General features: G+C 62.2%; 3 protein-coding genes. All 3 read right to left on the bottom strand.

Annotated elements, in window-relative coordinates:
* Window positions 1-9: 9 nt before the first annotated feature.
* A complete protein-coding gene (locus ACQG22_RS18150) occupies window positions 10-2,202 on the bottom strand; it encodes a type I secretion system permease/ATPase (protein ID WP_045294745.1) in 2,193 nt (730 codons plus the stop codon).
* Window positions 2,199-3,602 carry a TolC family outer membrane protein gene (locus ACQG22_RS18145; protein ID WP_045294743.1) on the bottom strand — a complete coding sequence of 468 codons (1,404 nt, stop codon included), beginning with the start codon at window positions 3,600-3,602 and terminating at the stop codon, window positions 2,199-2,201. Before ACQG22_RS18145 ends, ACQG22_RS18150 begins: the two co-directional genes overlap by 4 nt.
* A gap of 83 nt (window positions 3,603-3,685) precedes the next feature.
* Window positions 3,686-14,326: a BapA/Bap/LapF family large adhesin gene (locus tag ACQG22_RS18140; RefSeq protein ID WP_369706682.1), complete on the bottom strand. Its 10,641-nt coding sequence runs from the start codon at window positions 14,324-14,326 to the stop codon at window positions 3,686-3,688.
* Between the last annotated feature and the right edge of the window lie 188 nt (window positions 14,327-14,514).

Below are 14,514 nucleotides of genomic sequence, written 5' to 3'. Positions count from 1 at the left end.
GCCGCGGCATCACGCTGACTGATTTTCATTTTTCCACTCCCTTGCGGCGGCTGCCTGCTGTTGTTGCATGCGGCTGTTGTTCAGCGCCTGCGCTTTCGGGGCATCCATCACCAGCATGCCCTCCTTGAGTACCACCACCCGCTCGACCAGTTCCAGCACCGGCACGCGATGGGTCGCAACGATAAGCGTGCGGTGGCCGAGCCAGGCGCTCAGACGCTGGATAAATTCCCGTTCGGTATGCTCATCCAGCGAGGCGGTGGGTTCGTCCATCAGGACGATATTCGGGTCGCGCAGCAGCATACGCGCCAGCAAAATCGACTGCCGCTGGCCGCCGGAGAGCCCCACGCCGTTCTCCATGATCGGATAGTCCAGCCCCTTCGGTAGCTTCTGCACAAAGCTCGCCGCGCCGGTTAACTCCAGTGCGGCGAAAATCTCCTCGTCGGTGGCGCGCGGCATGCCGAGGGTGATGTTTTCCCGCAGGGTGCCGTAAAACAGCCGTGCGTTCTGGGTCATAAAGCCGACGTTGCGCCGGACGTCGGCGACGTCGAGGTGCGGCAGGCTGAGGTTGTCGAGCCGCAGCTCGCCGCCGGCCAGATCCATCCCGCCTGCCATCGCCTGCAGCAGGGTTGATTTGCCCGCGCCGTTACGCCCGAGGATCGCCACTTTCTCACCGGGCTTGATCTCCAGACGGTTGATGCGCAGCGCCATACGTGGATCCTCCGGGTGATAGCGAAACTGCGCCTGCTCGAACAGGTAGTGACCGCGCAGCACGTCCTGGCGGATCGGCGTCTCCTCGCGCTGGTTCTCGGTAGGTAACTGCATAATGCTGTCCAGCCCCTCTTTTGCCGCTTTCACCTGCTGCCAGCGGGCCAGCACGCCGCACAGCGTCGCCATGGGGGCGATCATGCGCGAGGCCAGCATCGAGGCGGCGACCACCGAACCGGTGGTCAGCGTGCCGTCGATCACCATCGGTGCGCCGACCACAATCACGGCGGCGTAAACCAGGCTCTGGATGGTCATCCCCCAGCTGATCAGATTCTGCGTCAGCTCGCGGGTACGCAGGCCAGATTCCGCGGTGATCTGGATATAGCTGTTCCACTGCTGCAAAAAGCGGTTTTCCGCCTGCATCAGCTTGATGTCCTCCAGCCCCTGCACGCTTTCTACCAGCACCGCGTTGCGCAGGGTCGATTCATGGGCGGATTGTTTCGCCAGCTCCGCCAGTTTCTTCTGCAGCAGCAGGCCGGGCAGAACCATGATCACCGCTGCCACCGGGGCGATCCACGCCAGCTGCGGGGCGATAATCGCCAGCACCACCACAAACAGTAAGAAGAAAGGCAGATCGACAATCGTCGAGATGGTGGAGGAGGTGACCATCTCGCGGATCTGCTCCAGCTCGCGCAGCTGGGAGATAAAGCTGCCGGTAGAGCGTGGGATCGCGCTGTTGCGCAGCCGCAGGGCGTGACCGAACACGCGATCCGAAACGCGCAGATCCGAGCGTTTACCCAGCAGATCCATAATGTGCCCGCGCGCCACGCGCAGCACGAAGCCGAACAGGGTGGCGATCAGCACCCCGATGGTCAATACATACAGCGTCGGGTAGGACTGGGCGGGGATCACCCGGTCGTACACCTGCATGGAAAAGACAATTCCGGAGAGCGACAGCACGTTAATAAACAGCGCAGCGAGCATCACCCAGCTGTAGGGGCGCAGGTCGCGCATCACCAGCCGGTAGAGCCAGTCCGGGCGGTATTTTGAGATATAGGCGTCCACGCGGCTGTCCTTCAGCGCTGCCAGCGGACGCAGGGCGATGACGTGGCGGATGGCGGGCAGCATCGCCGTCATCGACAAACGGTTGGTGTAGGTCTGGTCGTCAAAGAAGCTGACCTCCAGCGTATCGTCGCCGTCGAAATGTTCGATCACGCCAACCCTGCCGTCGTTTAGCGCCACCACCACCGGCAGACGCCAGCTGTTGATCGACTGCTGGCTGGCGGTAAGCAGCTGAAACGACAGCCCCGCCTCGCGGGCGAGCTGGGTGAGGGCGGGCACCATCGGTTTGCCTTTCAGCCACGGTGCGCCTGCCAGCAGCGCGCCGGGAGAGCAGGCGACGCGGTAGCGCGTGGCAATAAAGCCAAAGGCCTGCGCCCACTGGGCCAGGGCGTCATCCGTCATGGGCTCAGCTTGCGGCATATCACGCTCTTTCATGGCTGGATCTCCACGGTCTGGATGGTGCGGTTATCAAGATCGAACGCATGGCGCAGCTGCCCGGTGTTGTAGAGGCAGTTGAGCTGCAGCTGATGCAGCTGGCCAAGGGTCTGTTGCTGGGTGAAACGCGCCTGGTAGACCTCCTGCTCGGCGTTGAGCACATCGAGCAGCGGGCGTGAGCCAAGGTCAAGATACTGCTGCTGATACAGCTCGCGGGTGCGGGCGCTGAGCGCCTCCTGACGACCCTGGATCTGCAGGGTGCTGAGCAGGCTCATCACCTGACTGCGCGCCTCAAGCAGCTTCTGGCGAACCTCAAGGCGGGTGCGCTGAATGGTGGATTGCGCCGCTTCCACGGCGTGTCCGGCAGCGTTACGCCGGGCGGTGAGGCCGCCGCCCTGATAGAGCGGCATCTGCACTTTCACCCACGCGGAGTATTGCGTGCGATCCCGCGTTTCGTTACCCGCATAGCGGTCGTTGAGGTAGTGACGCACTTCCGGCTCCAGCGAGACGGTCGGGGTCATCTGGGCGTTGGCGTAATCAAGGTTGGCCTGCGCGACGTTCGCCTGCGCCCAGGCCGCTAACACCGCTGGCACCAGACGATCGTCCGGTTCGGCGATATCACAGCTGCGGGCCAGCTTTTGCGGGAAATCGTTGCCCACCTCGTTGAGGGTGTTCCAGCCGAGAAAACTCATCAGCGTGGCGCGGGCGCTGTCGAGGCTGGCCTGGTACTGCATGAGCTGGGCGCGGGCCCCTTCGATACGGGCATCGGTCTGCACCACGTCAGAGAGCGAGGTGGCCCCTTCGTCGTTACGCTGGCGGGTCAGCTTGCCAATGGAGGAGAGAGCGTCGAGCTGTTCTTTGGCGGTATCGACCATCTGCTGCCAGGTTTGCACTTCCACCATGGCGATGGCGGTATCGTGGGCAATGGTGTCGATGCTCACCAGCACGTTGGCCTGCTGCTGGGCAACCCCGGCGTTTTCGGCACGCACCTGGCTTGCCACCTTGCCAAAGTCGTACAGCATCTGGGAAAGAGAGAGCACCAGCGATGGCGTAAAGCCATTATCGTCGCCATCATGGGTATAGCCATTGTCCATACCGGCGTTAATTTGCGGGTAGTATTTCGATTTGGCGACGTCCACCTCTTCACTCTGTTGGTAGAGTTTTCCTACCGCTTCACTGATGGCCGGGTGCCAGGTGACGGCGCGGTTGACGGCGTCGCCAAGCTGCAGCGTGCCGGGGGCGGCCTTGCCCGCCACAGGCGCCACGCGGCCATTCAGGGAGGGGAGTTCCTGCGTTTCGCGAAGTTGTCCGGTATTAATCATCGCCGCCGGATTAGCGGAGAGTGCGGGCACAGATATCAGGCAGCACGAGAGCCACCAGTAAGGCATCATCTTTCCCATGTCATGTCCCTAATAAAAAATAAGTACAGCTTTATTGTTTATGCCCGGGCGCAGTGCGCCCGGGTCAGGTACTACAGGTGCTATCAGGTCACGATGTGTTGCTGGTTAACTAACTCGTCGTAGGTGGTCTGGACGTTATCAAGCGTCACGAGCGTGGTATTGGTATAGGTGCTTCCTGTACCGTCACGGTCGATGGCGATCACGGTACTGCCATTGCTGTTCGTCACATGCAGGTAATTACCGAGCGTTGACGCACTGCCGTTCCAGCCCACCAGCAGATCGCCGATGTCAATTTTGTCTCCCTGGGCCAGCGAGAAGTTGGTCCAGTGATCGCCGGCGGTACTGCTGACGTTACCCGCGGTGGCGTTGCCTGTGGTGCTGTTCAGCACCTGATAAATCAGCGTATCGCCGTATGCGGTGCCGGTAATGACATCGTTATGCTCAGAACTGACGAACTGCGGCGCCATATTGATGGTCAGCGTGGCAGTGTCCGTATTGCCGTTGGCATCGGTGAGGGTGTAGTTGAAGACCTCCTTCGACGTGATGGTTGAGAGCGACACCCCGCTGTTGAGGGTGTAGGTGTAGTGGCCGTCTGCGCCAATCGACAGCGTGCCGTAATGACCCGTGACGTTGACCAGCGTGCTGCCGGTGTATGGATCCAGTGTGGTGGTGGTGCCGTCGAAGCCGGTAATGGTCACGCGGGTATCGACCGACTGCAGCTGATCCATCGCCCCGGCGGAATCCGTACCGTCGAAGATATTGCCGTCAACGGTATGGCCGCTGGTGGAGTCGAACTGGGTCAGCGAGTAGGTGGTACCGTTCACGCTCGGGGTGATGGTGATATTGCCCACGCTCAGCCCCGGTACGCTGCCGGTATAGCTCAGCGTATAGGTCCCGGCGTTCAGATCCAGCCCGGTCAGGGGCACGTCGATACTGCCGCCCAGCAGCGAGCCGCCGCTGAAGGAGCCGGTGCGGATAACACCGTTGGCATCACTGATCGTCCAGTTCACCGTCAGCCCGCCCAGCGCCAGCAGCGACGCGACGTCAAAGTGCAGCGACGCGCTATGCAGGGCGGTGTTCGGATCCACCACAAAGGTCCCGCTTCCGCTGCCCGTGGTGGTACCTAGCAACGAGGTGGTCCAGCTGGCGCTGCCGACGGTGGTGTCAGAGTAAGCCGAGGTATGGTGTACCGACGTGACACTCATCTCGGTGCTGACATCGTTCACCGCATCCATTGCCCGCGCGGTTGGGGTAATGTTGAGCGAGCCCGTATCTTTCGCGCCGTTTGGTGCCGTAATGGTATAGACGAAGGTGTCTGGCGTGCTGATATGGTCCGCACCCACGCCGCTATTCAGGGTGTAGGTGTACTGGCCGGACGAATCAATGGTCAGCGTGCCGTATTCTCCCTGAATGTCGGTTGTTCCACTGCTGTTAACCGCCACACCGTTCACTTCCGTCACCACCGTGCCATCCGGCACCGGATCGTTTGCCAGCACATCCCCCGTGGTGCTCTCCCCGATGCTGGAGACGCTGTAGACATGATCCTGCAGCACGCTCAGGGTGTAGGCCGTCAGCGCGGTGATCCCTGCCGCCGTATTGAGCAGGAACAGATACTCCCCGGCAGGCAGGTTCAGCGTCAGCTGCGAGGAGGTGCCGCCCAGCAGCGGCGCACGCAGCCAGCCCGGCTCAACGCGCATCTGCTCGAAGGTCTGGGTCGCATTGTTGAACTTATAGACGTACAGGTCGAACACCGATGCCAGGGCTACGCCCCCCACGGAGGCCTGAATCGTCATGGTGCGGGTTGTACCTTCCTCCACGGTGTAGATGATCGGGTTGGTCATATCGTCCAGCAGGTTCAGCCCCAGCGTGTTGCCGAGATTGATCCCCACCAGGGTAAAGCCGCTTTGCGACGATGTGCCGTTATCGATGGCCTGGACGGTGGTGTCGAAGGTCAGGGAAGCCGCGTCGTCTACGGCGACAATGCCATTCGCCACGCTGCCCGAACCGAGCGACAGCACGAGATTTGCCGACGCGCTGACACCGTTATGGGTAATGGTGTAGGTGAAGCTCTCCGTGCGGCCAATCACCGCGGCACTGGTGTCGGTGAGGTTGTAGGTGTAGCTGCCGTCGCGGTTAATGGTCAGCGTACCGTACTGCCCCTGAATCACCGTGCCGTCGGCGTTAACGCTGGTGGTGACCCCCAGCGCGTTGGTCACGGCGGAGACGGTCGTACCTGCCGGGGCGTTATCGCTGCCTGCGGTAGGATCGGTATCCAGGATCACGTTACCGTCCAGGCTGGTGTCGCCCGTTACGGTCCCGGCGCTGGTCTCTTTCACCGCCACATCCAGACTAGTGTACGAGCCGGTTGCCAGCAGGTTGGTATTGTAGCTCAGCACGCGATACTGGCCATCAGCGAGCCCGGTCAGGTTCAGCGACACGCCGGTGGCCCCAAGGGTCAGCAAGTCGGCGAACTGCGGTTGTCCGGTATCCACGACGGTGGTCCAGGTGTTGTTGACGGTATCGAAACGCTGCACCACCAGCTCCAGGGTGTTGAGCAGCGAAAGTACCGCCCCCGTGGCGTTGGCATTGACCACAATATCCGCACTGCCGCCGCTGCCCACGTTGAACTCAACCTGGGCTGTATCGTTGCCCAGCAGGGTCAGCACGTTGCCTACGGCACCCACCAGCAGGAAGCCATAGTCGCTGTACTGGCTGTTGGTGACGGTGGCGGTGGTACTGAGATCCAGCTCTTCAACGTTATTGCTGGCAGAGAGCGGCACCACCGGCGCAAGGACCGAGCCCGGCTGCGAGGTGTTACCCGCCGCATCGGTGGCCGTGATCTGCAGCGTCTGGCCTTCGGTCTGCTTGTTGAGGAAGGTGTAGCTGTAGGCGCCATTGCTGTCTGCGGTGGTGGTCACCGTTGAGCCGTCCGCGAGGCGGATGGTGACGGTGCTGCCCGCTTCCGCCGTACCGGTCAATACGCTGCCGTCAGCGTTAAAGGTCCCGGCAGGCGCGTTTGGCGCCGTCACGTCGACGATAACGGTTGTCGAGAGCGAGATCGGGCTGGTGCCGGCTGAGTTGGTTGCCGTGGCGGTAAAGGCGTGTGATCCCTCGCTTAATGCCGGGGTCGTAAAACTCCAGTTACCGCTGGCATCCGCCACTACCGTACCCATCGACACGCCGTTGTTATACAGCGTGACGGTGGCGTTCGGCTGTGCGGTGCCGCTCAGGGTTGGCGTGGTGTCATCGGTGGTTTTACCGTTGGTCAGCCCTCCGGTAACGCTACCGACGTTATCGTCAATGTTGGCGATAACCGGAGCGTTCGGAATGTTGGTTGATGGCGCAACCACCGAGGCGCTGACGCCAGCGTTACCGGCCTTATCGGTCGCGTAGACCAGCAGGGCTTCACCGTTGGTCTGCGCCGTGGTGAGGGTAGCGCTAAAGTTGCCGTTACCGTCTGCCGTCGCGGTACCGAGCACCGTGCCGTTACCGCTGGTGATGGTGACGGTGCTGCCCGCTTCAGCGGTACCGGTGACCTGGGTTCCGTTAGCGATCACCTGCAGGCTGGTCGGTGCGCCCGGTGCCGTCAGGTCCACCAGGATTGTGGTCACGGTCGATGGCGCGCTGGTATTGCCTGCGGCATCGGTGGCGGTGGCGGTGAAGCTGTGCGAACCTTCCGTCAGCGTGGTGGTGGTCTGCGCCAGCGTCCAGTTGCCGTTGGCATCGGCGGTGACTGTGCCAACCAGCGTGCTACCGTCGTAGATACGCACCGTCGCATTGGCTTCGGCGGTACCGCTCAACGCTGGTCGGGTGTCGTTGGTCGGGTTATTGCCCGTCACCGGCCCGGTAACGCTGCCCACGTCGTCTACAATCGCGCTGATGACCGGCGCGGCTGGCGCGGTGGCATCCACGTTGATCACATACCCGGTGGTGGGTGCGCTGGCGTTGCCCGCCGCATCGGTGGCGGTAAACGTCAGGCTGTGCTGACCATCGCTGAGCGCCGGGGATGGCGTAAAGCTCCAGTTACCGCCGGTGGCGACAACGCTGCCAATCTGCACGCCGTTATCGAAGATTTTCACCGTCGCGCCCGCTTCCGCCGTGCCGGTGAGGGTTGGCTGCGCGTCGTTGGTCAATCCGCCATTGGCGACAGGCGTGGCGGCATTCCCGACGTCATCCACAATGCTGCTCAGCACCGGCTGCGCAGGCGGCGTGGTGTCGATGGTCAGGTTGAAGGTCGCTGACGGCGCGCTGGTGTTACCTGCCGCATCCGTCGCCTGAGCCGTAAAGCTATGTGGACCGGTTGCCAGCGTGGTGGTCAGCAGAATGCTCCAGTTTCCGCTGGCATCCGCGGTACCGGTGCCCACCAGCGTCGTTCCTTCATAAATGTTCACCGTGGCAAACGGCTCGCTGGTACCGACGAGACGCGGAATGGTGTCGTCGGTGCTTTGTCCGGAGCTGACAGGGCCGGTGATCGTGCCCACGTCATCAACCGCCTGGCTGATAACCGGCGCGTTAGGCGCCGTGGTATCCACCACCAGCGTAAAGTCAGGCGATGCGGGGCTGACGTTGCCCGCCGCATCGGTGGCCGTGACGGACCAGGTGTGGCTACCATTCGCCAGCGCTGTGGACGGGGTAAAGCTCCACGCGCCGCTGCCGTCAGCCTGGGCGGTGCCGACCTGCTGGCCGTCCTGATAGACAGTGATGGTCGCGTTGGCCGCGGCTGTGCCGCTAAGGGTTGGGGTGGTGTCGTCCGTGCTCTGCCCGGAGGAGAGCGGTGTCTGAACGCTGCCCACGTTATCGCTCGCGGTCAAAATGGACGGCGCTGTCGGTGCGGAGGTATCCACCGTCAGGTTAATCGGTGCCGACGTGCTGCCGGTATTGCCTGCCGCATCTGTGGCGTTGAAGGTGATGGCATGTGGCCCTTCGGTGAGCGCGGTACCCGGGGTGAAGGTCCAGTTCCCCTGAGCATTGACGACCGCGGTGCCAATCTCGCTGCCATCAACAATGATGTGCACCGTGGAACCGACTTCACCCGTGCCGTTGAAGGTGGGTTTTGTGTCGTTGGTGCTGTTGCCGCTGGTGAGCGTCCCGGTGACCGGACCGACATCGTCAATCACGCTGGTGACCACCGGCGCGGAAGGACCTGCGGTATCAACCGTGAAGACGAAGACCGGCGAGTTGGCTGAGACGTTACCGGCGGCATCGCTGGCGTTGATGCGAATGTTATAGCTGCCATCTCCCAGCGCAGGATTAGGGGTAAAGCTCCAGTTGCCGTTGCTGTCTACCGGTGCGGTACCGATCTCCACGCCATTGTTCAGGATGTGGATGGTACTGCCGACGGCGCCTGTCCCGCTGAACGTTGGCGTGGTGTCATTGGTGACCTGGCCGGTGGTGAGATTACCGACAATCCCGCCCGCCACGTTGTCGCTGACGGTTTCCAGCACGGGGACCGCTGGCGCCGTCAGGTCAACCACCACGCTCCAGGCGTTTGACGACAGGCTGACGTTACCCTGCGGATCGGTGGCCTTGACGGTTAAGCTGTGTGGCCCTTCGACGAGGGCGGTCTCAGGCGTAAAGCTCCACGCGCCGGTACCGTCCGCCGTGACGATGCCAATCTGCGTATTGCCATCGAAGATCGTCACCACGCTGTTCGCTTCCGCCGTGCCGGAGAGGGTAGGCGTTGCGTCGTTGGTGGTATTGCCGCTGACCACGGTCGTGGCGGTGTTGCCGACATCATCGGTGACGTTGACAATCACCGGTGTGGTGGAGCTGGTGTCAACCACAATAGTGAAGCCTGCCGATGGCGCACTCTCGTTGCCCGCCGGATCGGTCTCACGGATGGTCAGGACGTTATTGCCCTCCGCCAGCGCGGACGGCGTGAAGCTCCAGTTACCCGTCTGGCCGACCACGGTGGTGCCCAGCAGGGTGCCGTTGCTGTAAATGGAGATAGTATCGCCCGCCGTGCCGCTACCGGTCAGGGTTGGGCGGTTGTCATTGGTGGTCTGCCCGTCCGTGAGAGGACCGGTGCCCGGGCCGACATCATCAATAACTGCGCCAATGGCAGGCGCGTCAGGGGCGGTGAGATCAACAGTGACGGTCGCCACCGGCGAACGTCCGCTGGTTTCGCCATTCAGCGTGGCGGTGACCTCAAAGGTGTGCGCTCCTTCACCCAGCGGCAGAGCTGGCGTATAGCTCCAGTCGCCGTTTGCATCGGCGGTCACGGTTGGCAGCAGAACCTGCACGCCATCCTGATAGACAGTGATTGTGCTGCCTGGCTCTGCTGTCCCGACAAGGGTCGGCGTCGTGTCGTTAGTGGTTTTGTCTTTCACATCGCCCGTAACCGGGGCCGTATCGTCGTTGATGACCGTAATGACGGGCACGTCCGGGAGGTTCGGCTGCGTACCGGTGACGGTATAGGAGGCTTCAGGGCTAAGATTCCCTGCAGCATCCGTGGCGGTGATGGTCAGCGCCGCGCCGTCCTGCTGGGCCGGGCTGAGCGCCACGGAGAAGTTGCCGCCTGAAACCACCCCGGTACCGATCACGTTACCGCTGGCGTCTGTAACGATAATGGTGGCGCCCTCTTCGCCGGTACCGGTCAGCGGCGTCCCCTGTGCAGCCACGCTGATATTGTCCGGCGCTGCCGGAAGCACGGTATCCACCGTGACGGCAAGCGGCGCAGAGCTTCCTGAAGCGTTACCCGCCGGGTCGACCGACGAGACGGTGAAGCTGTGTGGGCCTTCCGGCAGTGTGGTGTCGGCGGTCCAGCTCCAGGTCCCATCCGGCTGGACGGTGACCTGGACTGTGGATGGCGTACCGTCCACGCTGACAATCACGGCGGAGCCCGGCTCGCCGGTGCCGTTGAGGGTTGGCGTACCGTCGCGGGTATAGAGCGTCCCGTTGGTGAGCTGGCTGTCTGTAACACTGTTGATCAGCGGGATCTCAGGTGCAGTGGTATCGACGGTGACGGTAAAGACCGGGCTGAGTGCGCTGACGTTACCCGCAGCGTCGACTGCCGCAACGGTGATGTTCAGCGGGCCATCCGTCTGCGTGGGCAGGGTGAATGACCATTCGCCGTTAGCCACAACCACGCGTCCAAGCTCGACGCCATTGTTATAGACGATTACCGTTTCACCCGTCACACCGGTTCCGCCGACGGTTGGCGTGGTATCGGTAGTAACACCGCCATTCGGCTCACCGGCGATGGCGCCAATCACCGGGGTGTCCGGTGCGAGGGTATCGACGGTGATGGTGATCCCCGTAGAAGGGTCAGAGACGTTACCCGCCTCGTCGGTGGCGGTAGCGGTAAATTCGTGGCTGCCCTCGTCAATGGCGCTTTCAGGACGCCAGCTCCAGTTGCCGTTGCCGTCTACCGTGACGGTACCCACGGCGGTTGGTGTGCCGCCATCAACGCTATCGTAAATGGTAATCACATCGTTTGGCGTACCGGTGCCACTCAGTACCGGACGCGGATCGTTGATGGTTTCGCCATCGGCAACCGGGCCGGTTATCTGGCTGACGCTGTCGGTAATGACCGGGGCCGCGGGCGCGGCCGGCGCGTCGGTGTCGATGGTGATAGTCACCGGCTGGGACGGGGCGCTTTCGTTACCCGCGCCGTCCTTGTTGGTGACGGTCAGGGTAATGTCATAGGTGCCGTTGGGCAGGTCGGTGGATGGCGTCCAGCTCCAGTTGCCGTCGCCGTCCACCACGGCGTCACCGATTTTGTCGGTGCCGTTGTAAATCGTCACCGTATCGCCCGGATTACCGGTACCGCTCAGCGTCGGCGTGGTATCACGGGTGGTTTCCCCCGGGTTCAGCGACGTGGGTGCTGAGCCATCCGGGTTAACGGTGATGGCTGGCGTGTCCGGTGTGGCCGGTGCGACGGTATCAATCACCAGCTCGAACGGATCAGAAATCGAGGTATTCCCGGCGGCATCTGTGGCATGGATCGTCAGCGAATGCGGGCCGTCGGTGAGCGGCGTGGTAGGGGTAAAGCTCCAGCCGCCGCTGCCGTCGAGCGTTGCGGTACCGAGCAGCGTGGTGCCGTCATACACGGTGATGACCGTGCCATCCGGGGCGCTCCCCTGAAGTAACGGCTGGGTGTCATCCGTGGTATCGCCGCTGCTGAGCGGGCCTTTAACGTCTCCGGCGTCGTCGGTGACGGTTGCCAGCGTCGCGACCGGCGGTGGGGTGGTATCAACGGTAAAGGTAAATCCACCGGATACCGGGCTGGTGTTACCGGCGACATCGGTGGCGATCGCGGTCAGGGTATGCGTGCCGTCGCCAACCGGCGTGGTGGGCGTAAAGGTCCACGCGCCGCTGCTACCGACCACCGCGGTGCCAATATCGACGCCATCCAGACGGATGGTGATCGTTGAGCCGGGTTCACCGGTACCGTTGAGCGTCGGCGTTGCGTCATTGGTGGTGTCGTTGACATCCACCGGGCCGGTGCCCCCAGGGACATTATCGACAAGCTGGGTGATGGCGGGCGCATCAGGCGCCGTTCCGTCAATGGTAATGGTCCAGGCGTTTGAAACGTTACCGTTGCTTGATGTCGCCGTCAGTACATGGGCACCTTCGGCCAGCGGGGTGGATGGCGTAAAGGTCCACTGGCCAGATGATGGAACAACGACCGTGCCGAGGACGTCGCCGCCGCTATGGATGGTGATGGTCGAGCCTGGCTCCGCCGTGCCGTTCAGGGTAGGGGTGCGGTCATTGGTGATCCCATTCTGGCTGATGGGGCCTGTGACGCCGGGTTGATCATCCACCACAGAGAGGATATCGGGTGTTGTGTCCGGTGCGGTGAGGGACGCCGCCGGACTCTGGTTGCCCGCCGCGTCAGTGGCTACTACCGAAAGCTGCTCGCCGTTTGTTTGTGCAGGCGAAAGGGTCGCAACAAAGTTACCGTTGCCGTCAGTGGTGGCGCGGCCAATCACGTCGCCGTTGCTGTTGGTGATGACGATTTTGCTGCCTGGCTCGGCGGTGCCGGTAACCTGGGTTCCCACCGGGTTAATGGCAATAACGGGCAGCGCCGGTGGCGTGGTATCGACGGTAAAGTTTACTGGCTGGGATTCTGCGCTCTGGTTGCCCGCCGCATCGGTTTGTTTAATGGTGATCGAGTGCGGGCCTTCCGCGAGCGGATTGTCTGGCCTGAGACTCCAGGTGCCGTTTGGCAGCACGGTGGTTTGCCCAATCAGCACACCGTTGTCATAGACCTGGATTGTGCCGCCAGGCTCTCCCCGTCCCGCCAGCAGTGGTTCAGAGGAGTCGGTGAACTGGCCTGCGGTAATTGCGCCTTTAATGGCCCCGGTCTCATCGCTCAGTACAATCGCCGTTGGCGTTGCCGGAGGGGTGAGATCCACGGTGAGGGTGAATACCGGAGAGGCGGGTCCGGTGTTGCCAGCGGCATCGGTTGCCCGAACGGTGAACTGGTGGGTGCTTTCACCCAGATTGACCGATGGCGTGAAGGTCCACGTGCCGTTGCTGCCGGTGACCGCCGTGCCAATTGCGACAGAGCCGTCATAGATGGTTACGGTGGAGCCTGGTTCGGCGGTGCCCGAGAGTTGAGGACGCGGATCGTTAGTGCTGCCTCCGCTGCTTACCGTTCCTTTGCCGGGATCAATATCGTCCGTTGCGCTGCTAATGGTGGGCGCGCCGGGCGCAACCGTATCGACAACAAAACTGACGGCAGTGGATGCCGGGCTGGTATTGCCTGCCGCATCGGTCGCGGTTGTGGTAATGGTGTGGCTGCCGTTGGCGAGATCGGTGGTGGGGGTAAAGCTCCAGCTACCTTTAGCATCCACTGTGGTGGTGCCAATCTGCTTGCCGTTATCGTAGAGAGTGATGGTGCTGCCTGGCTCGCCGATACCGCTGAAGGTCGGGCGGGCATCATCGGTGCGCTGGCCGTTTTCCAGCGGGCCCGCTTTGTCGCCGGCATCGTCATTTACCAGCAGGATGTCCGGGGCATCCGGCGCGGTGGTGTCCGGGGCGGTCACGGTCGTGCCCGGGCTGGTATTCCCGGAGGAATCCGTCGCGGTGGCGGTAATTTGTTCGCCGTTAGTCAGCGGCGTCCCCAGATCGATGGTAAATTTACCGTCGCTGCCGGTTTTGCCGGTGCCGATGACGTTGCCGTCGGCGTCTTTCAGCGTGATGGTACTGCCCGGTTCGGCGGTACCGGAGACGGTTTTACCATCCGGCGAGAACTGCAGACCGGACGGCGCATTCGGCGGAGTGGTATCCGGATCGGAAGGGTTTGTCGGCGTGCCGGGGTTGCTGCCGTTGTCATCATCGTCATCCCCACCGCCGCCACCGCCGGTGCTTGCCGCCGCCGCGATGCCACCCGCGGCGACAATGCCACCCAGTACCCAGGGCCAGATGGCCGCGCCGCCTGCATCACTTCCGGATGCAGCAAGCAGGACGTCAGTGGAGGCAATAGATTCATAGGTGGCCGCCCCGGCGGGGTCCTGAATCCACCACAGCGCTCCCTCACTGTCCTGCAGAACCAGCTGGCTCGCCCCTTGCGCATCGGTGACGAAGAAATTTTTAACGGTAATCACCTCGCCGGAGTGTAGCGTGATCACCAGATCGTTACCGTTGCGGGCGAAGTCAGCGACATTGGCTCGCTCTACCTTAAGCTCAACGATAGAGGAATGGCTCAGCGTAACCTGAGTGCCTTCCGTGGTGGTTTCCACACCCGTAAGTTTCGATATAACAGAGATTTGGCTCATTTAGTGAGTACTCCAGCAGAGTTATCGTTAACGGCGAGCAAGATGAGCCATCTCTGTTAAGGGTAAAGCGCGCCCCCGGCGGAGTAACTGTTATTTAAAACAGCGCTCACCGTATTTATTTTCAGCGCGAACGATGCCCGCCAGAATGCAGAGTGGCAACATCAGAGCGAATCTATTTATTTGAGAAA

The sequence above is a fragment of the Enterobacter cloacae complex sp. 309I3 genome, assembly GCF_050031595.1.
Classification (GTDB): Bacteria; Pseudomonadota; Gammaproteobacteria; order Enterobacterales; family Enterobacteriaceae; genus Enterobacter; species Enterobacter cloacae.
Note: the sequence above shows the minus strand (reverse complement) of the source record. Positions and strands in the feature narration are given on the sequence as shown.

Excerpts from the sequence above, each read along its gene's own strand:
- ACQG22_RS18150 (WP_045294745.1), bottom strand. The coding sequence starts at position 2,202 with ATGAAAGAGCGTGATATGCCGCAAGCTGAGCCCATGACGGATGACGCC.
- ACQG22_RS18145 (WP_045294743.1), bottom strand. The coding sequence starts at position 3,602 with ATGGGAAAGATGATGCCTTACTGGTGGCTCTCGTGCTGCCTGATATCT.
- ACQG22_RS18140 (WP_369706682.1), bottom strand. The coding sequence starts at position 14,326 with ATGAGCCAAATCTCTGTTATATCGAAACTTACGGGTGTGGAAACCACC.